Here is an 18099-nt window from a genome sequence, read left to right on the forward strand (position 1 = left end):
GTGCGGACCGCCCTGCGACGATCGCGGTGGGCCGATCCGGACCGGGGCCGCGCCGAAATCTGGAACGGGGGTGTGCGGGATGAGCGCCTGGATCGGCACCTCCGGGTGGACCTACCCGCACTGGGACGGGGTGCTCTACCCGCCCGGCACCGTGCCCGAGGCCAGGCTCGACCGCTACCTGCAGGAGTTCCGCACCGTCGAGCTCAACTCGTCGTTCTACCGGTGGCCCTCACCCCACGCCTTCGCCGCGTGGCGCCGCCGGTTGCCGTCGGGCTTCCGGTTCTCGGTCAAGGCTCCGCGCGGGCTGACCCACGGCCGCCGGCTGCACCAGCCGGAACCATGGCTGGAGCGCATCGCGGCCGGCTGGGGCGAGCTCGACGACAGCCGCGGCATGCTGCTCTTCCAGTTGCCGCCGGACCAGGAGCGGGACGACGCCCGGCTGGCCTGGTTCCTCGGGCGGCTGCCGAAGTGGATCCGGTCGGCCGTCGAGTTCCGCCACCCGAGCTGGACCGACGAGGCGGTGTTCGAGCAGCTCGAGGCGCACCGGGTCGCGTACTGCGTGATGAGCGGCGCCGGGTTGCCGTGCGTGCTGCGGGCGACCGCGCCGGAGGTGTACGTGCGGTTCCACGGCCCCGACGACCGGTACCTGTACGCGGGCAGCTACTCCGACGACGACCTGCGTTGGTGGGCCGACCGGATCCGGGAGTGGGAGGCGGACGGCCGGCAGGTGTTCGCCTACTTCAACAACGACGGTGACGGCAACGCGGTGCGGAACGCCCGGACGCTGAAGATGTTCCTGGGGCGGTGACCGCCCGGGCCGCCCAGCCGCCGGCGGGCGACGGTGCGGCCGGGGCCTGCCGGCCGGGACGGACCCGGGCCGGCGGGCCGGGCCGGGATCAGCGGTCGTTCTCCTGGCGCTGCGCCGCCGACTGCCCGTAGATGGTGCTCAGCTGCGGGTTCTCGACGTCCTGCGCGACGCCGGCGGAGGGTGCGTCGTCGCGCAGGCCGGACCCGTCGCCCTCGTACCCGGCGTCCGGGTCCGAGGCGGCGAGCTCGTCCGCGGCACCGTTGCTGTCGTGCGCCTCGGCCGGCGCGCTGTAGGTCTCGTCGGCGGCGTCGTCGCCGTGGTTGATCGGCCCCTGCGCGGCCGCCCGGGCCAGGCTGTCCTCGCCGCCGGTGTTCGTCTCGGTCATCGCTGGCTCCTCGCTGCAGGGCCCGGTGGGCTGGTCGAAAGCGTGTCGTCGCAGATTTCCGACGGCCATGCCGATGAAACACCCGCCGCGGGCGGGGTGCACGATGGCCGGATGGAACACCGCACCCTCGGCCGCAGCGGCTGCAGCGTCTCCCGTCTCGCGCTGGGCACGATGACCTTCGGCGACGAGACCGACGAGGCCGGATCCCACGAACAGCTCGACGTCTTCCTCGAGGCGGGCGGCACCCTGGTCGACACCGCGGACGTCTACAGCACCGGCGTCTCCGAGCAGATCATCGGCCGGTGGCTCGCCGACCGCGGTGCCGAGGCGCGGGAGCGCGTGGTGCTGGCCACGAAGGGCCGCTTCCCGATGGGCGACGGCCCGAACGAGGTCGGGCTGTCCCGCCGGCACCTGCACCACGCGCTGGACGCGTCGCTGCGGCGGCTCCAGGTGGACTGCGTCGACCTCTACCAGGTGCACGCCTGGGACCCGTACACCCCGATCGCCGAGACGCTGTCCGCGCTCACCGACCTGGTGCGCGCCGGGAAGACGCACTACATCGGGCTGTCCAACTTCACCGGCTGGCAGGTGCAGAAGGCGGTCGCCGTCGCCGAGGCCGAGGGGCTGGAGGTACCGGTGACCCTGCAGCCGCAGTACAACCTGCTGGTCCGCGAGATCGAGTGGGAGATCGTGCCGTCCTGCGAGGAGGCCGGGCTCGGACTGCTCCCGTGGTCACCCCTGGGCGGTGGCTGGCTGACCGGCAAGTACACCCGCGACGAGCGGCCGACCGGCGCGACACGGCTCGGCGAGCGGCCCGACCGCGGCGTCGAGGCCTACGACCGGAGGTCCGTGCAGCAGCGCACCTGGGACGTCGTCGAGGCGGTCCAGCAGGTGGCCGGCGACCGCGGGGTGTCGATGGCGCAGGTCGCGCTGGCCTGGCTGGCCGACCGGCCGACGGTCACCTCGGTCATCCTCGGCGCCCGCACGACCGAGCAGCTCCGGGACAACCTCGGGGCGGCGGACCTGCACCTGGACGCCGCGGAGATCGAGCGGCTGGACGCGGCCAGCGACCCGGCGCCGGCGGACTACCCGTACGGCGGCCCGGGCGTCGAGCAGCGCAGCCGGAAGATCCAGGGCGGTCGCTGACCGGGCTGCCGTGACGGAGGTCCGGGCGCCCACCGCCGCCGGCGGCGCGGCGCCCGGTCGGACGCCCACCCTGACGCGGTGACCGAACCGGGTCAGTCGCCGTCGGCCGCGTCGGCGTCCCCGCGCCGGCTGAGCGGCAGCGCCGCCCACGCCGTGAGCAGCAGCAGCCCGACCAGCACGGTGGCGACCGTCCCGGCCACCGGCCCACGGAGCAGGTCGAAGATCAACAGCACCACGCCGAGGATCGCCAGGCCCAAGAAGGCCGTGCCGGTGATGGCGAGCCGGTGGCTGAGCGTCACCATGAGCTTGCGCGCGTGCCGGCGGAACAGCAGCCGGTGCAGCATCACCGGAGCGATCAGCACGGTCGTGGCGATGATCGACGCCACCACCGTGCACAGGTAGATGGTCACCTGACCGCGGTCCAGCTGGGCGAAGCGCGCCTGGAACGGCAGCGTCAGCAGGAAGCCGGTCAGCAGCTGCACGCCGGTCTGCACCACGCGCAGCTCCTGCAGCAGGTCGGACCAGTTGCGGTCCAGACGCTTGAGGGGCGACTCGTCTCGCTCCTCGCGGTCCCACTCCTGGTCGCGGTCGGGATGGTCGGGACTGGTCATCGCGGCTGCTCTCGGTGAGTCCGGTCGGGGCGGTCGGTGCGGGTGGGATCAGGACGCGGTGTCCGTGCCGGTCGACGGCCATGGAGCGGCCGCCGGCCGATCCGCCACTCCGGACGCCCGACGGACGGCCAGGGCCAGCAGGCCGGCGACGGCCAGCGCACTGGTGATGCGGCCGTCGAGCACCTCGGCGACCGCGTCGTCCACCGGTACCCAGCGCTGCGGCATGCCGGCCTCGTCGCCGCCGGTCTCGGCACCGCCCGGTCGCGACAGGTCGGTCGCCCGGTAGACGCGGCAGGTCTCGGTGCTGACGCCGGGCGACGGGCGCAGGTCCACCACGGTCGACCAGCGGGCGGCCGCCCAGCCGGTCTCCTCGGTCGGCTCGCGACGGGCGGTGTCCACCGGGTCCTCGCCGGCCCGGTCGCGCAGGCCGGCCGGGAGCTCCCACAGCTCGCCGCCGGCCGGATGCCGGTCGTGGCGGATCAGCAGGACCCGGTCGTCGGTGTCCAGGGCCAGGACGGCGACCGAGTCGGCGTGCTCGACCACCTCGAGGTGCGACGTCGACCCGTCCCGCTCCACCGTGTCCTCGCGGACGCGCACCACCGCGCCGTCGTACCGGACCTCGCTCGCGGTGACTCCTGCCTCCGCCATGCCCGCCTCCGTGTTGTCCCTGCTGTCCCCGCTGGCCGTGCTGCACCTGCCGGTCGCGCTCCGTTCCGCCGGTCGCGACCGGTGTCCGACGCCCGGGCCGCCCGGCGCGACCCCGCCGGCCGTCCGAGGAGGACGGTTCCCCGCCGGCACGTCCCTCCTACCAGCACGGGCCGGCGGCCTCCCGCGGGCGAGGATGATCCTGGCTCGGGCGGACATCGAGAGGAGCGGCCGTGACGGACCGGACGGGGCACGGGGACGCGGCGGTCGAGCCCGCGGCCGGAGGCGGCTCCGACGGCGGCGCGGTGGCGTTCGGCACCCGGCGCGGCCGCGGCGTGCTGTGGGCGACGGTGCTGGGCAGCGGCGTCGCCCAGCTCGACGCCACGGTGGTCACCGTCGCCCTGCCGCGCATCGGCACCGACCTGGACGCCGGGCTGGTGGCCCTGCAGTGGACCGTCAACGCCTACACCCTGACGCTGTCCGGACTGCTGCTGCTCGGCGGGTCCCTCGGGGACCGGCTCGGCCGGCGGCGGGTGTTCCTGTTCGGCGTCCTGTGGTTCACCGTGGCCTCCATCGGCTGCGCCGCAGCGCCCACGGCCGCGGCGCTCGTGGCGCTGCGGGCGCTGCAGGGGGTCGGTGCGGCGCTGCTGACGCCCGGCTCGCTGGCCATCCTGCAGGCGGTGTTCCGACCGGCCGACCGCGCCACGGCCGTCGGCGCCTGGTCCGGCCTGGGCGGCGTGGCGTCGGCCATCGGTCCGGTCCTGGGCGGACTGCTCGTCGGGCTGGCCGGGTGGGGGTGGCGGCTGGCCTTCCTGATCAACGTGCCGCTGGCCGCGGTGGTGGTGCTGTTGGCCGTCCGGTTCGTCCCGGAGACCCGGGACGAGCAGGCAGGCGGCCGCGTCGACGTGGGCGGGACGGTGCTGGCAGCGCTCGGTCTGGCCGGCGTGGTGCTCGGGTTGACGGACGGGCCGGCCCACGGGTGGGGTCCGGTGCCCGTCGTGGCGGTGGCCGCGGGCGTGCTGCTGCTGGCCGGGTTCGTCGCGCTGGAGGGCAGGCTGCGCCATCCCCTGATGCCGCTGTCGCTGTGGCGCGACCGCGAGTTCGCGGCCGCCAACCTGGTGACCCTGGCCGTGTACGCCGCGCTGTCCGGCGCCCTGTTCCTCCTGCCGGTGCAGCTGCAGCGGGTGCTCGGCTACACCCCGGTCCAGGCCGGGACCGCGGTCCTGCCGATCACCGCCGTGATGCTGCTGCTCTCGGCCCGGATGGGCCGCTGGGCGGCACGCATCGGGCCCCGGCTGCCGATGACGGTCGGCCCGCTGGTCGCCGGCACCGGGCTGGCGCTGCTGGCCCGGGTCGGTCCCGGCAGCGGCTTCCTCGGCGCCGTCCTGCCGGCCCTGCTGGTCTTCGCGCTCGGCCTGTCGACGACGGTGGCGCCGCTGACGGCCACCGTGCTGGCCGCCGCGCCGCAGCACTGGGTCGGCATCGCGTCGGCGGTGAACAACGACGTCGCCCGGGTGGCCGGGCTGCTGGCGGTGGCGGTGCTGCCGGGCCTCGCCGGACTGACCCCGGAGGCCTACCAGGACCCGGCGTCGCTCTCCGCGGCGTTCCGGCACGCCGTCCTCATCGCCGGCGCCCTGTGCGCCGCCGGCGGCCTGCTGGCGGCACTGACCATCCGCAACCCGCTGGCGACGCCGGAACCCGTCCGATGACCGCCGCCGATCCCGAGGACCTGCTCGCCCATTGGGACCTGCCGGCACGGAGCGGGCCGGTCGCGCTGCCGGGCGGCACCAACAGCGGTGTCCACCGCGTGGACGGCCCGGACGGCACCGGCTGGGTGCTGCGCATCGTCACCAACCACCAGGACCCGGAACGCCTGCGCCTGGAGACCGACATCGTCACGGCGGTGGCCGCAGCGGACCTGCCGTTCGCCGTGCCGGCGCCGCTGCCGACGCGGGACGGCGCCGCCCACGTGGGGATGCCGGGCCTGGTCGCGACCCTGTGGCCGCTGGCGCCCGGCCGGCCGGTGGACACGGTGACGCCGGCGCTGGCACGCAGCGCCGGGCGGACGCTGGGCCTGCTCACCCGGGTGCTCGCCGAGTCGCCCGTCGACCCGGCCCGCGCGGCACGACTGCTGCCGCCCTACGGCGACCTGGACCACGCGCACCCCGCCGTCCCGGACCCGCGCGCGGCGCTGGCCCGGCTGGACACCGACCCCGGCACCAGGGACGACCTGCTGCGGCTGTGCGACCGGCTGCGCGAGCGGCTTCCGGATCTGTACCGGGAACTGCCGCGCCAGCTGACCCACGCGGACTTCAACACCGGCAACGTGCTGGTCGAAAGCGATCGCATCACGGCCGTCCTGGACTTCGAGTTCAGCACCCTGGACCTGCGAGCGATGGACCTGGCTGTCGCGCTGTCGGCCTGGTGCGGCCCGCACCTGCCCGACCGCGACACGGAGACCGTCGCGCGGCTGGCCGACGCCTTCGGCAGCGGCTACCGCACCGAGGTGGCGCCGACGGCCGCCGAGGCCGAGGCGCTCCCGGACCTGGTGCTCCTCCGGTACCTGGCGGTTGTGCTGCACTTCCTCGGCCGCCGACTGTCGGGTCTCGGACCGCAGGCGGACGTCGACCGCTGGATCGGGTACAGCCGCCGGATGCTGCAGTCGGACCGCGCCGATCCCCACGCCTGGGTCGGCCGGCTGCCCGACTGGGCCGGTTGACGGGCACGACCCCCCGCCGCTCGCCGCACCGAAGCCGCACCACCGGCGGCCCGGCGCCACCCGTCCGAGTGGTTCCGCGGGCTCCGATCGTCACAGCCCGTCATGGCAGTTCCGGACGAGTCGGGCATCCGGCTACACCGTCCGTGGTCGGATGGACGCGCTGCGCAGCGAAGTCGTAGCATCTGTGACGCCACGCACGGCCTCGACCGGGTGGGGCGCCACGTACAAACCAGCTGCGTGGTCTTCCGGGCGGTACGCCGTGCCTCGCGCGGTTCGCCGCCGGATGGAGTCCGATGTCCGTCTCGTTCTCGACCCGCTCGGGGCCGCCGGCCGGCACGCCGGCCACTGCCCGCCTCGTCGCCGGCGCCCTGCCGCCGCAGGGCCGCCGCTCGGTGCAGGTCCGCGCGGCTGCGCCGGCTGCCGTCCCGCAGCAGCCCCCCCACCACACGTCCTCGAGCCCGGGGCGCGGTCCCGGCGGTCTGGCCGGCCGCATGGTCCGCGCCGTGCTGGCGCGGCTCGACGCCGGACTGGACCTGCACGAGGCGCAGGGCGTGCGGGTGCACAATCCGGGACGGATCCTCGGTCGTCCCTGACCGCGGCGAGCCGGCGCGACCGGAGCGACGGCTCGGTCGCTCCGCGGCTGCCCGGGCATCGGTCGTCCCTGACCTGCGCGATGCGGCCGGATCGGGGAACCGGGTCCGGGCACGCACCCGCCGGACACCGACAGGAGACGCCGATGAACATCGACAAGAACACGATCCTCGACCTGCTCAAGGGCAACGGCCAGCACGCCGAGGCGGAGCAGGCGCAACAGGAGCTGCCCGACCAGGTCGACACCAACCAGCACGCCGGCCTGCTGCAGAAGTTCGGCCTCAACCCGGCCGACCTGATCGCCAAGCTCGGCGGCGGCGGCGGCCTCGGTGGCCTGCTGGGCAAGCTCGGCGGCTGACCCGCCGTCCGCGCGACCCGGGGACCGCGGCCACCCGCCGTCCCCGGGTCGCCGGCACGCCGTCCGGTCAGGCCGCCGAGACCTCGACCATCCCGACCGGCTCGTAGACCAGCACGGTCGCCGGTGAGGTCATCTGGCAGGTCAACCGGTGCACCTCGGACCGGTGCCAGCGGACGTCCACGTCCAGCAGCCGGGCCGGGACCACCCCCCGGTGCTCGATGCGGACGCGCGCGGACGCCGGACCCGTCCGCACGGACGACAGCACCCGGTAGCCGTCCGCCGTCCCTGCCCATTGCCGTTGCACGTGGGCCAGAGCGGCCTGCGACTCCGGCGACAGGCCCACCTTGCCGCGCAGCGGTGCGGCCAGCACCTCGCCGCGCTCCGTGGCCGCGACCAGGTCGGTCGCCTCGGTGGTGTGGACGGTGCCGTAGAGCAGTCCGGACGGGAGCACCAGGACGTTGGCCGCGAACCGGTCGCCGCCCACGTGGCTGCACTCCCACACGCGGTCCGGGCGGAGCCCGGCGAGTGCCGCGGCCACCGGTCGGCCGCGCAGGGCGCAGCAGGCGTCGTGGCTGCCGTGCGTGCAGACCAGGAACACCGACGCCGCCGGGTCGGTCAGCGGCACACCCGGCGGCCGGTCCAGGGACAGCTCGAGCAGCTCGGCGTCCTCTGCGAAGGACCCCCAGACCATCTGCTCCCGACCCGGCCGGCAGTCGGCGACCGCCCACCGGCGCCGCTCGCCGACCGGCCGTCCGGGACGGCGGATCGCCAGCACCCGGACGCCCAGCCGCTCCGCCCGCTGCACGACCTCCCGGGCGACGCCCGGGTCGAAGCGGGACCGGAGCAGGCCGTCGCGTCCCCAGGGCCCGGGCTGCTCGACGAGCAGCAGCCGCGCGGCGGGGAAGGCGGTACCCAGCATGGGGTCCGCCCGGCGCTCGGCCCGCACCGAGCACCGCGCCAGGGTCTCCTTGGGCACGGGGTGCGACCGGTGCTGCTGTTCGGTCACCCGCCGGGCCGGGCGGGGGCCGGGACGACGACCCCCTCGCGCAGCAGTCGGCGACCGAGCACGAGCTGCTCGTCGGCGTCCAACCCGGGCAGCTCGTCGATCCGGTGCGGTGCGCCGTCGAGCAGCCGGCGCAGCGCCTGCGCCATCACCGCGGGCAGACCGATCGACTTGTCCAGGGTCCGCAGCACGGGTCCGGACGCGCCGTCGCCGAGTTCCCAGCGCAGGCCGCCCCGCAGCCGGACGCTGTCCGACCCCTGCAGGCGGTCCGCGGCGGCCAGCGTCGCCAGCGGCGACAGCGGTTGCGGCCGCGTCGCCGAGGTCAGCTCGGCCCGCAGGGCCGAGGCGACGGCCGGCAGCCGGGTCTCCGGCCGGGCGGCCACGTCGGCGAGCCGGTCGGCGACCGTGCGCAGCACGCCGGCCAGCGTCCCCGGATCGGTCAGGTCGACCCCGACCGGCAGCGAACGGCGGATCCCGGCGTCCTCGCGGAGCGCCTGCACCAGCGCCTGGGCGACGCGGTAGCCGGTGACCGGGTGGATGCCGACGGTCAGGTGGATGGACAGCTCGCCCTGGGCGGACGCGGCGTGCAGGTAGCCCCGGGGGAGGTAGAGCGCGTCAGCGGGGGCCAGTACCTGGTCGAGCAGCGGTGCCTGTGCGGCGGCCGCCGCGACGTCGCCGCGCCGCTGGTCCCACGGCTGGTCCGGCAGCGGGTGCTCGAGCACCGGCGGGTGGATGACCCAGCGCTTGGTGCCGGCGATCTGCAGGACGAACACGTCATGGGTGTCGTAGTGGGCGGAGAAGCCCTGGTTCTGCGCCGGGGTGATGTACGAGTTGATCTGCACCGGGTGGCCGAGCTGGGCCGAGAGGGCGCTGCCGAACCGGACCAGCGGGGGCCACGTCCGGTGCAGGGCCTGCAGCACGAGGGTCGCGCCGGCCGCGAGCTGGCCGAGGACCCGGTCGTCACTGACCTGGTCGGTGATGCCGGCACCGCTGCCGCCGCCGCGGGTGAACAGCCGCTCGGGCAGCACGGAGCCGTCCTTGGCCATCCGCAGGAAGGGCGTCCGCAGGCCGCGGCGGGACACCAGCTCGTCGACCGCCTCGGTCGAGAACAGGTCGTCGAAGGCCTGCGGGTCGGTGGCGGGCGTGTAGTGCGGTGCCCGGCCCCACAGCTGCTCCGCGAACCGCGCGGCGGGGACGTCGATGCACCGGGACAACGGGTCGGCGTCGGCCGTCCGTCCGGTGTCCCGGCCGCCCGCGGCGCCGGACCGGGGGCGGCCGGTGGTCCCGGCCGCCCCCGACCGCTGGTCCAGCAGGCTCACTGAGGGTTGGCCCCGCCGTCGGCCCCGCCGTCCGCGCCGCCGTCGGACACACCCGGCGTCCCCGAGGCACCCCCGTCGGCCGGACCCTCGGCACCGCTGTCCGCACCGCCGTCCGCACCGCCGTCGGACACACCCGGCGTCCCCGAGGCACCCCCGTCGGCCGGACCCTCGGCACCGCTGTCCGCACCGCCGTCGGCACCGCCGTCGGACACACCCGGCGTTCCCGAGGCACCCCCGTCGGCCGGACCCTCGGCACCGCTGTCCGCGCCCCCGTCGGCACCGCCGTCGTGCACGCCCGGCGTGCCGGACGCACCTCCGTCCGCGGGACCCTCGCTGCCTTCCGGGGTCGTGGTGATGTCATCGTCGCTGACGCTCATGCGCACCTCTCTGACGTCGGACGCTGCGGTGGTCCCGAGCGTCGGTGGCCTGGTCGATTCCCACCCTAGAGTGCGCCGATCGGGCGGCTCCGGGGTGCTGCCCGCCGCGTGGTCCGGCCGGTGCGCCGCTCAGCGGATCCCGGACACCGACTCGGCGGCGATGGTGACGATCAGCCGGGTCTGGTCGCGGCCGCCGAACCACGGGTAGGCCGTGCCGAGGTACCGCTGCGCCAGCCGTTCGATGTGCTCCGCCCCGCCCTCCGCGGTGATGTCGACGACCCGGCCGCGGATCTGCACGTACCGCGACGGGTCCTCGGCGTTTGCGACGGCCAGCGCCACCCGCGGGTCCCGCCGCATGTTGCGGACCTTCTGGAAGCCGTCCACCGTGTTGATCAGCACGTGCTGGCCGTCGGTGTCGACCCAGGTCTGCGTCACCTGCGGCGCGCCGTCGGGCATGACCGTCGAGACGAAGCACGGGCTCGGGGCGCGCAGCAGGTCCAGCACTTCCGGGCTCAGGCTCATGGTTCTCCGCTCGTCGTCGATGCCGGGTCCGTCCGGCACCGGGTACCCCGTCGATCATGCGCCCGGATGCGGACCGGGAGACGGCCGGGAGACGGGCCGGGAGACGGCCGCGGACACCGGGTCCTCCGGAGCCGCGTCGTTAGCATGGGTGTCGATGGCCAGGAGCTGGGCGAGCCGCGTCTCACGACGGCCCGCGGACACCGCCGCACAGGCGGCCCAGGACGGTGCCGTCGCCGCCTTCCTGGACCTGGACACCCGCCAGTCGTACGTCGCCGACGCGATCGCCGCGGTGGCCGAGGTCGCCGGGCCCGCGGAGGTCGCGGGGACCGAGGCGGCCCTCACCCGGGCCTGGGCCGCCACCGCCCAGCAGTGCCTGGACGCCACGGCCCAGTACCTGTCGGTGTCCGACCGGTACTCGATGACCTCGACCGACGGCCGGCCCACCGGTGTCGACCCGGCGGCCGCGCAGCACGCCTTCGTCGAGGCGCACCGCAAGCTCGCCGATGCCGCCGCGGCGGTCGACGCCTTCTACCGGTCGCATGCCACCGAGTTGGAACGGGGCCGCAGCGCCAGGGCCGCGACGCCGCGGATCGCCGAGCAGGCCAGGGCGGCCGCAACTGCCGCCGAGCGGGCGCTGACCGGCGCGGAGGCGGACGAAGTCGCCTACCCGAGCGTGCTCGCCGCGGCCGGCGAGCTGGTGTCCGCGCTGGCTGCCCTGAACCTCGCGGAGCCGGCGGGCCGGACCGGCCCGATCCGCACGGCCGCGGCGGCCGTCGAGTCCGCCGCCGCCGACGTGCAGGAGCGGATCAGCACGGCGCGCGGGTTGCTCCCGGCGGTCCGGGCCTCCCGCAGCAGCGTCCGCACCCGGATCGAGGCGGTGACCACCCGCCTGCAGGGCCTGCCGGCCACCAGGTCGGCGCTGCTCCGGGAGTTCTCGGCGGCCTGTTCCCGGGACCTGACCGGCGTCGACGGGCGGGCCAGGGCCGCCGTCGACCGGGCCGAGGAGGAGTGGCGCCGGTCCGGTACGGCGCTCGACGGCGGGCGGCCCGAGGAGGCGGCGGAGCGGCTGACGGCGGCCAGGGCCGCGCTGACCGAGGCCGAGGGCCTCGAACAGTCGCTGGTCGAGCGGCTGCGGGTGCTGCGCCGCACCCGGGACGACCCCGAGGCAGCGGCGAAGTCGGCACGCTTCCGGCTGCGCGACGCGCAACTGCTGGTGGTCGACCGCGGCCTGGTGCGCGAGTGGGGCAGCGTGCTGGACGCGCAGGTCGCGCGCATCGACCGGGCGGTCGCCGAGCTGACCGGCCCGCACCCGGACTATTGGGCCTACCTCCAGGCGCTCGCCGCCGTCGAGTCCTTCGTCAAGGGTGTCGTGGAGCGGGTGCGCAGCGAGAGCCGCTGACCGGCGACGCCGACCACGGACGAGACCGTCCGGTACTCCCGGCCCAGCCGCGGCCGGGGAACGGCCGGCCGGCGGCCGAGGGCGAGCTCGACGGCGGCCCAGGACAGGTTCACCCCGGCCAGCTCCGACTGGTACATGCCGCCCGCCGGGCGGGTGTTCACCTCCAGCAGCGCAGGGCGGCCCCGGAAGCTGCGGAACTGCACGTTGACCAGCCCGTGCAGCTCCCACCGGGCCACCAGCTCGGCGGCGAGCGGCACCAGCTCGGGGTCGCCGCCGATCCACCGGCGTCGCCCGTCCTTGGACCGCGGCACGGCGACCACCGTCGTGCCGTGGTCGGCCAGCACGTCGACGCTGGTCTCCGGGGCCGGGAGGAACGCCGAGACGAGCAGCAGCGGCACCGCGGACGGGTCCGCGGCGGCCAGCGCGGCGCGGTAGCCGGCGGCGGGGACGGCCAGGTCCACCTGACCGAGCAGGTCGCCGAGGCCGGGCGGGTCGGTGGTCAGGTACCGCACCCCGTCGGCGCCGACGGCCCTGGCCGGCTTGATCACCAGCGGTGCGTCCGGCGTCCGGTGCTCGGCCAGCTCCCGGCACGCCCGGTCGAAGTCGGCTACGGAGCGCACCGGCCGCCACGGCGGCACCAGGGGCGATCCGTGCAGCGCCGTGTAGGTGTCGGCCTTGTCCGCCAGCACCCGGACGGCCGCCGGCGGGGAGCAGAGCAGCGCCGTGCCGACCGCGGCGAAGTCCGCCTGCCGTTCGGCGTACTCCTCCTGGCCGGCGACCGGCAGGAAGACGTCGATGCGGTGCCGCCGGCAGAGCTCGACGGCGAGGTCGACGGAGCCGGGAGCACCGGGCTCCGGTTCGGGCAGTACCTGGTCGCACTCGGCCAGCAGCGGGGACGCCGGGTCGGGATGGGACCCGAACAGTTCGACCGCCGTTCCCGCCGGGTTGGCACGCAGTTGGCGGGCCAGGTGCACGCTCGTGCCGTAGTTGCGGTTCAGCCAGATGCGGACTCCGGGCACGGCGGTCTCCTGACGGATCCGGTCACGGGGGCGCCGGCTGCCGGCGGTCGACGGGAGTGTATCCAGGTCAGCTCCGCAAACCGCTTCGATGTGGAAGTGTTCACCCGGTACTGCGCTGGGGCGCCCGGCCGGTGCGACCTCCGTCCGTGCGTGGTGCGGAACCCACGGGCCGGTCCGGCCGTTGTGCGGCTGCCGGCCGCGGCGAGGGATCCGTCGGGCCGCTGCCGGCGTCCCACCGCCGTGCGGGTGGCGCCGTCCGCACGGTGGCACCCTTCGCCGTCCCGTCGTCGAGGGGTCCGTGGGTCGGTGCCGCTCCGCCGCTCCATCGCAGTGCCCAGCCCCGCCGGGCGGCTGGCCGGAACCCTCGGGTCCGCGCCGGCAGCCCCGACGTCGACAGGAGTTCGGTGCGCCACTTCGCCCACCTCGCGCCGGCCGTGCAGGACCGGCTGTTCGAACGCCCGCCGGCCGAGTGGACGGCGGCCAGCCCGCGCGCCGTGCTCGCGCAGGCCCTCGGGGCGACGCTCTACGTCCCCGGCGTCCGGACCGACCTGACCGGGACGCTGCGGCGCCGCGCCGCGGAGGGCACCCGCTCGATGGTCGTCGACCTCGAGGACGCGGTGGCCGACGACCAGGTCGACGACGCAGTCGCGGGGGTCCGGCACGCGCTCGCCGAGCTGACCGGCGACCCCGTGCCCGCGCTGGTCTTCGTCCGGGTCCGGACGCCCGAGCACATCCGGGTGGTCACCGCCGACCTGTGCCCGGGGCAGGTGCCGCTCGCGGGATTCGTCGTGCCGAAGTTCTCGGCGGCCACCGGCGCCCGCTACCTGGCCGAGGTCGCCGCGGCGTCGGAGCGGCTGGGCCAGCGACTGCTGGTGATGCCGGTGCTGGAGACGCCGGACGTGCTGTACCGCGAGTCCCGCGACGAGGCGCTGTCGGCGATCCGCGACCTGCTGGCCCAGTACCGCGAGTACGTGCTGGCGGTGCGGATCGGTGCGACCGACCTGTGCGGCCTGTTCGGGATCCGCCGGGACCGGGACCTGACCATCTACGACGTCGGCGTGGTGGCCGAGCTGATCGCCGAGGTCGTCAACCACCTCGGCCGCGCCGACGGCACCGGCTACGCGATCAGCGGTCCGGTCTGGGAGTACTGGGCCGGCCACGAGCGGATCTTCCGTCCGCAGCTGCGGTCCACGCCGTTCGAGGACCGGTCGGCCGGGCCGCTGCGACAGCGGATGGTCCTGCGGGACGTCGACGGACTGCTGCGGGAGACGGTGCTGGACCGGGCCAACGGCCTCACCGGCAAGACGGTCATCCACCCCTCGCACGTGGCGGTGGTGCACGCCCTGTCGGTGGTGCCGCACGAGGAGTTCAGCGACGCCACCGACATCCTCAGCACGGCCGACGCGGGGGTCCGGGCCTCCGGCTACCGCAACAAGATGAACGAGATGCGCCCGCACCGCCGCTGGGCCGAGCGGACGGCGGAACGTGCCGCGGCCTTCGGCGTCGCGCGGGAGGGCATCTCGCACGTGGACGTGCTGCGGGCGCTGCTGAACGGGTCGCTGCGGTGACGGCCACGACGATCGACGGGTCCCCGGCGGCCCCGTGGCCGCCGGACCGGTCCCGGCCGGCGGGCGCCGTTGAGCCGGTCGGGCAGGCGGCGCCCGGGTGCTGGGTGCGCACCACGTTCGGCGTCCGGCTGCAGACAACCGGATCGCCGGTGGGGCTGGCGGTGGACGACCTGGTGCGGCTGGCGCTCCGCCACAACCCCCGCCGCGCGCACCTGCTGGTGTCCACGGTGCTCGGCAAGCATCTGCCGGTGCACCCCGATCTCGTCACGGCGGCCGGGCGGCTGCTCGGCGCCCTGGTCGCCCGAGAGCTCGACGACCCGGACCCGGGATCCGGCGGTGGGTCGGCGGTCGCCACGGCCGAGCCGGCCACGAGGTCCACGGGCTGGACCGCGACGGTGGACGCAGCCGTCCGTGCGGCGGTGCGCTCGGCGCTGCGAGAGGGCGCCGATCCCGCCGTCCTGCTCGCCGCGCTGCCGGCGCCCCCGCCGCGGCCGCGGCCGGCGCTCGTGCTCGGGTACGCCGAGACGGCCACCGCGCTGGGCCACCTGGTGGCCGACCAGCTGCACGCCGAGTGGTACCTGCACTCGACCCGCCGGGCCGTGCCCGGGGTGGCGGCCACGGCCAGCTTCGAGGAGGCGCACTCGCACGCCACGACGCACCTGCTGCTGCCCCAGCCGCCGGCCATCCTCGACGCCGACGGGCCCCTGGTCCTGGTGGACGACGAGCTGTCCACCGGCGCCACGGCGCTGGCCACGATCCGCGCGCTGCAGGCCGCCCGGCCCCGCGACCGGTACGTCGTGGCCAGCCTGGTGGACCTCCGGTCGGCGGACGACGTGCGGGCCTTCGACGACCTGGCGGCCGAGCTCGGGGCGCGGATCGATGCGGTGAGCCTGGTCCGCGGCCGGGTGGACCTGCCGCCGGGACTGGCCGCCGCGGTCGCCGGGTACCTGGCCCGGACCATTGCCGGCAGCGATCCGGTCCCTCCGGCGGGCGAGCCGGCCGTGGCGTCCCACGACGACCCGTCGGGGACGACGACCGGTCGGGCCACCGGTGGGCCGGCGGCACTGCGGCGGCTGGACGTCGGGTGGCCGCGCGCCACCGCCGACGGTGCCCGGCACGGCGTGCATCCCGCCGATTCGGCACGGCTGTCGGCTGCCGCGGCCGCGGCGGCCGTCGCGGTCCGGGGGGCGCTTCCGGTGGCGCCGCCCGGAGGGCCGCCCCCGCGGGTCCTGGTCCTGGGCGTCGAGGAGTTCATGTACCTGCCGTTGCTGCTCGCCCGGCAGCTGGCACGTCCCGCGTCGGGCGGCCCGGCCTGGGACGTGCGGTACCAGTCGACGACCCGCTCCCCGGTGCACCCGGTCGACCGGCCGGACTACCCGGTGCGGCGCCGCTGGCGGTTCGCGGCGACGGACCGGCCCGACGCAGCCCCGTCGGGCCCGCCGGACACGGCACCCCGGTTCCTCTACAACGCCGGCTGGCCCGGCGGGTCGACGGTCACCGATCCCGACGTGGTCGTGCTGGTGGCCGACGCCGGAACGGACGTCGACCTGGCCTGCTCCCCGTCCGGCCCGGCCGGCGCGCTGGCCGCCGCCGGCATCCCGGTCCTCGCCGTCCGGGTCGCAGCGACGCCCGGCCCGGTCGCACGTACTCCGGAGCCGTTGCGCGGTCCCGAGTTCGGGTCGTATGTTGCCGACGACGTCGGCTGGCTCGTCACCGACCTGTCCCACCTGGACCTCGAGGGAGATCTCGAGCAGCGCGAGCGACTGGTCCAGTCCGGTCTGGGTCACTACGCGGAATCCCTGCCCAGGGAGTACGTCCCGGACGCGGCGTACCGACAGTTGTTCCAGCGCACGATGATCGCAACCGCGACCCGGCTGGCCACCGCGGTGGGCGTGGTCACCGAGCTGGTGCTCGCCGAGCGCGGATCCGACGTCGTGCTGGCATCCCTGGCGCGGGCGGGAACTCCGGTGGGGATCCTGATGCGCCGCTGGGCCGCTCACCGGCACGGGCTCGACCTACCGCACTACGCGGTCTCCATCGTCCGCGGTCGCGGCATCGACCGTGTCGCACTGCGCTTCCTCGCCGACCGACATGATCCCGCCCGGGTGGTGTTCGTCGACGGTTGGACGGGCAAGGGCGCCATCGCGCGGGAACTGACCGAGGCGCTCTGGGCCGTCCGCGAGTCCGAAGGCCTGGCCTTCGACGACGATCTCGCAGTGCTGGCCGACCCTGGCCGCTGCGTGCGGACGTTCGGCACCCGGGACGACTTCCTCATCGCGTCCGCCTGCCTGAACTCCACCGTCTCGGGCCTGGTCTCCCGGACGGTGCTGAACCCGGCCTACCTGCGGCCGGACGGGTTCCACGGAGCCAAGTTCTACCGGGAGCTGGCCGGTGACGACGTGTCCGAGCTGCTCGTCGACACGGTGGCCGCCGGGTTCGACGGTGTCGCGGACGAGGTGGCACGGCAGTGCGCCGCGATCCGGGCCGGGGACCGCACGGTGACGTTCGCCGGGTGGGCGGCCGTCGAGGAGTTGCAGCGCGAGTTCGGTATCGAGGACGTGCATTTCGTCAAGCCGGGCGTGGGAGAAACGACACGTGTGCTGCTCCGCCGGATCCCGTGGCGGATCCTGTTGCGCGAGCGGGACAATCCCGACCACGAGCACCTCCGCCTGCTGGCCGCCGACCGGGGGGTACCGGTGGAGATCCGACCTGACCTGCCCTACTCGTGCGTCGGCCTGATCCGCCCGCTCGGCGCCGGTGATCGGGGCGAGGGATGACCGGCACGACGTCGCCGCGCCGCACCCTGGTGGTCAGCGACCTCGACCGCACGTTGATCTACAGTCCCTCGGCGCTGCAGCTGGCGGGTCCCGACGAGGACGCGCCCACGCTGGTCTGCGTGGAGGTGGTGGACGGCCGCCCGCACTCCTTCCTCACCCTGGCCGCGGCCGAGTCGTTGGGACGGATCCACCGCGCAGCCGTCTTCGTGCCGACCACGACCCGCACCGTGGCGCAGTACCGGCGCGTCCACTTTCCCGGCATCCGCCCGCGGTGGGCGGTGACGAGCAACGGCGGCCACCTGCTGGAGGACGGCCGGGTCGACCCGGCGTGGAACCGGCACGTCCGGCAGGCGATCGCCGGGGACGGGACCGACCTCGCGGAGGTCATCGCCGAGCTCAAGCTGCGGGCCGACGGCGACTGGGTGCTCAAGCGCCGGGTCGGCGACGAGCTGTTCTGCTATCTCGTGGTGGACGTGGAGGCGCTGCCGCCCGGGTTCGTGCCGGAGTGGCGGCAGTGGTGCACGGAGCGGAACTGGTCGGTGTCGATGCAGGGACGCAAGATCTACGCCATCCCACGGTCGCTGTCCAAGGAGTCCGCGGTGCGGGAGGTCGCGCGACGGGCCGGCACGGACCGGACGGTGGCAGCCGGGGACGGTGCGCTGGACGCCGGGGTGCTGGTCGCCGCCGACCGGTCCATCCGGCCGCCCCACGGTGAGCTGGACGCCACCGGATGGGCCCACCCGGGCGTCGAGGTGTCCGGCCGCGCCGGGGTCCTGGCTGCGGACGACATCACCGCGTGGTTCGAGGACCAGCTCCGGCCATCGTCACCGTGACGGAAGCCTGCCGAGTGTG

18 protein-coding genes are annotated in these 18099 nt (G+C 75.6%); 10 read left to right on the forward strand and 8 right to left on the reverse strand.

Annotated features, from left to right (window positions below):
* Positions 1–79 precede the first annotated feature (79 nt).
* Entirely contained in the window at positions 80–808 is a 729-nt protein-coding gene (locus tag IEY37_RS07990) for a DUF72 domain-containing protein (protein ID WP_188941027.1), read from the forward strand.
* 88 nt (positions 809–896) lie between these two features.
* On the opposite strand, the gene IEY37_RS07995 is transcribed toward IEY37_RS07990, so the two are convergent.
* Positions 897–1193, reverse strand: coding sequence for a hypothetical protein (locus IEY37_RS07995; protein WP_188941028.1), 297 nt, complete (start codon positions 1191–1193; stop codon positions 897–899).
* Positions 1194–1304: 111 nt separating this feature from the next.
* On the opposite strand from IEY37_RS07995, the gene IEY37_RS08000 reads away from it, so the two are divergent.
* Positions 1305–2339, forward strand: a complete 1035-nt coding sequence (locus IEY37_RS08000; RefSeq protein WP_188941029.1) for an aldo/keto reductase — start codon at positions 1305–1307, stop codon at positions 2337–2339.
* Between the two features lie 92 nt (positions 2340–2431).
* Here IEY37_RS08000 and IEY37_RS08005 read toward each other — a convergent pair whose 3' ends face one another.
* Complete coding sequence (locus IEY37_RS08005; RefSeq protein ID WP_188941030.1) at positions 2432–2950, reverse strand: DUF6328 family protein; 519 nt, start codon at positions 2948–2950, stop codon at positions 2432–2434.
* 48 nt (positions 2951–2998) lie between these two features.
* Positions 2999–3598: an NUDIX domain-containing protein gene (locus tag IEY37_RS08010; protein ID WP_188941031.1), complete on the reverse strand. Its 600-nt coding sequence runs from the start codon at positions 3596–3598 to the stop codon at positions 2999–3001.
* Between the two features lie 230 nt (positions 3599–3828).
* Between IEY37_RS08010 and IEY37_RS08015 the strand changes: the two genes are divergently transcribed.
* The 4 genes from IEY37_RS08015 to IEY37_RS08030 all read left to right on the forward strand — a co-directional run bounded on the left by IEY37_RS08015 (position 3829) and on the right by IEY37_RS08030 (position 7263).
* A complete protein-coding gene (locus IEY37_RS08015) occupies positions 3829–5304 on the forward strand; it encodes a DHA2 family efflux MFS transporter permease subunit (protein WP_229674172.1) in 1476 nt (491 codons plus the stop codon).
* Positions 5301–6314: a phosphotransferase enzyme family protein gene (locus IEY37_RS08020; protein ID WP_188941032.1), complete on the forward strand. Its 1014-nt coding sequence runs from the start codon at positions 5301–5303 to the stop codon at positions 6312–6314. The genes IEY37_RS08015 and IEY37_RS08020 overlap by 4 nt, the downstream gene beginning before the upstream one ends.
* Positions 6315–6607: 293 nt before the next feature.
* The gene (locus IEY37_RS08025; RefSeq protein ID WP_188941033.1) at positions 6608–6907 is read left to right on the forward strand and encodes a hypothetical protein; all 300 of its coding nucleotides are present in this window, start codon (positions 6608–6610) and stop codon (positions 6905–6907) included.
* 143 nt (positions 6908–7050) lie between these two features.
* A complete protein-coding gene (locus IEY37_RS08030) occupies positions 7051–7263 on the forward strand; it encodes a hypothetical protein (RefSeq protein WP_188941034.1) in 213 nt (70 codons plus the stop codon).
* 67 nt (positions 7264–7330) lie between these two features.
* On the opposite strand, the gene IEY37_RS08035 is transcribed toward IEY37_RS08030, so the two are convergent.
* The 4 genes from IEY37_RS08035 to IEY37_RS08050 form a co-directional block, all read right to left on the reverse strand.
* Positions 7331–8239 carry a ferredoxin family protein gene (locus tag IEY37_RS08035; RefSeq protein WP_188941035.1) on the reverse strand — a complete coding sequence of 303 codons (909 nt, stop codon included), beginning with the start codon at positions 8237–8239 and terminating at the stop codon, positions 7331–7333.
* Between the two features lie 26 nt (positions 8240–8265).
* Positions 8266–9576, reverse strand: a complete 1311-nt coding sequence (locus IEY37_RS08040) for a cupin domain-containing protein (protein WP_373298298.1) — start codon at positions 9574–9576, stop codon at positions 8266–8268.
* 5 nt (positions 9577–9581) lie between these two features.
* Positions 9582–9962, reverse strand: coding sequence for a BatC protein (locus tag IEY37_RS08045; RefSeq protein ID WP_188941036.1), 381 nt, complete (start codon positions 9960–9962; stop codon positions 9582–9584).
* Between the two features lie 129 nt (positions 9963–10091).
* Entirely contained in the window at positions 10092–10484 is a 393-nt protein-coding gene (locus IEY37_RS08050; protein ID WP_188941037.1) for a PPOX class F420-dependent oxidoreductase, read from the reverse strand.
* A 154-nt stretch (positions 10485–10638) separates the two neighbouring features.
* On the opposite strand from IEY37_RS08050, the gene IEY37_RS08055 reads away from it, so the two are divergent.
* Positions 10639–11883: a hypothetical protein gene (locus IEY37_RS08055; RefSeq protein WP_188941038.1), complete on the forward strand. Its 1245-nt coding sequence runs from the start codon at positions 10639–10641 to the stop codon at positions 11881–11883.
* Here IEY37_RS08055 and IEY37_RS08060 read toward each other — a convergent pair.
* On the reverse strand, positions 11808–12902 hold the full coding sequence (locus IEY37_RS08060) for an ATP-grasp domain-containing protein (RefSeq protein WP_188941039.1): 1095 nt from the start codon (positions 12900–12902) through the stop codon (positions 11808–11810). The two genes, IEY37_RS08055 and IEY37_RS08060, sit on opposite strands and share 76 nt — an antisense overlap.
* Before the next feature lie 404 nt (positions 12903–13306).
* Between IEY37_RS08060 and IEY37_RS08065 the strand changes: the two genes are divergently transcribed.
* From IEY37_RS08065 to IEY37_RS08075, 3 genes are all read left to right on the forward strand, one after another.
* The gene (locus IEY37_RS08065; protein WP_188941040.1) at positions 13307–14470 is read left to right on the forward strand and encodes an HpcH/HpaI aldolase/citrate lyase family protein; all 1164 of its coding nucleotides are present in this window, start codon (positions 13307–13309) and stop codon (positions 14468–14470) included.
* 104 nt (positions 14471–14574) lie between these two features.
* On the forward strand, positions 14575–17247 hold the full coding sequence (locus IEY37_RS08070; RefSeq protein WP_188941041.1) for a phosphoribosyltransferase domain-containing protein: 2673 nt from the start codon (positions 14575–14577) through the stop codon (positions 17245–17247).
* Positions 17244–18080, forward strand: coding sequence for an HAD family hydrolase (locus tag IEY37_RS08075; RefSeq protein ID WP_188941042.1), 837 nt, complete (start codon positions 17244–17246; stop codon positions 18078–18080). Before IEY37_RS08070 ends, IEY37_RS08075 begins: the two co-directional genes overlap by 4 nt.
* Positions 18081–18099: the final 19 nt, after the last annotated feature.

The sequence above is a fragment of the Nakamurella endophytica genome (assembly GCF_014646215.1).
In the GTDB taxonomy this organism is placed as follows: Bacteria; Actinomycetota; Actinomycetes; order Mycobacteriales; family Nakamurellaceae; genus Nakamurella; species Nakamurella endophytica.

Coding starts and splice junctions, on each gene's coding strand:
- IEY37_RS08005 (WP_188941030.1), bottom strand. CDS start 2,950: ATGACCAGTCCCGACCATCCCGACCGCGACCAGGAGTGGGACCGCGAG.
- IEY37_RS08000 (WP_188941029.1), top strand. CDS start 1,305: ATGGAACACCGCACCCTCGGCCGCAGCGGCTGCAGCGTCTCCCGTCTC.
- IEY37_RS08010 (WP_188941031.1), bottom strand. CDS start 3,598: ATGGCGGAGGCAGGAGTCACCGCGAGCGAGGTCCGGTACGACGGCGCG.
- IEY37_RS08025 (WP_188941033.1), top strand. CDS start 6,608: ATGTCCGTCTCGTTCTCGACCCGCTCGGGGCCGCCGGCCGGCACGCCG.
- IEY37_RS08075 (WP_188941042.1), top strand. CDS start 17,244: ATGACCGGCACGACGTCGCCGCGCCGCACCCTGGTGGTCAGCGACCTC.
- IEY37_RS07990 (WP_188941027.1), top strand. CDS start 80: ATGAGCGCCTGGATCGGCACCTCCGGGTGGACCTACCCGCACTGGGAC.
- IEY37_RS07995 (WP_188941028.1), bottom strand. CDS start 1,193: ATGACCGAGACGAACACCGGCGGCGAGGACAGCCTGGCCCGGGCGGCC.
- IEY37_RS08020 (WP_188941032.1), top strand. CDS start 5,301: ATGACCGCCGCCGATCCCGAGGACCTGCTCGCCCATTGGGACCTGCCG.
- IEY37_RS08050 (WP_188941037.1), bottom strand. CDS start 10,484: ATGAGCCTGAGCCCGGAAGTGCTGGACCTGCTGCGCGCCCCGAGCCCG.
- IEY37_RS08055 (WP_188941038.1), top strand. CDS start 10,639: ATGGCCAGGAGCTGGGCGAGCCGCGTCTCACGACGGCCCGCGGACACC.
- IEY37_RS08045 (WP_188941036.1), bottom strand. CDS start 9,962: ATGAGCGTCAGCGACGATGACATCACCACGACCCCGGAAGGCAGCGAG.
- IEY37_RS08030 (WP_188941034.1), top strand. CDS start 7,051: ATGAACATCGACAAGAACACGATCCTCGACCTGCTCAAGGGCAACGGC.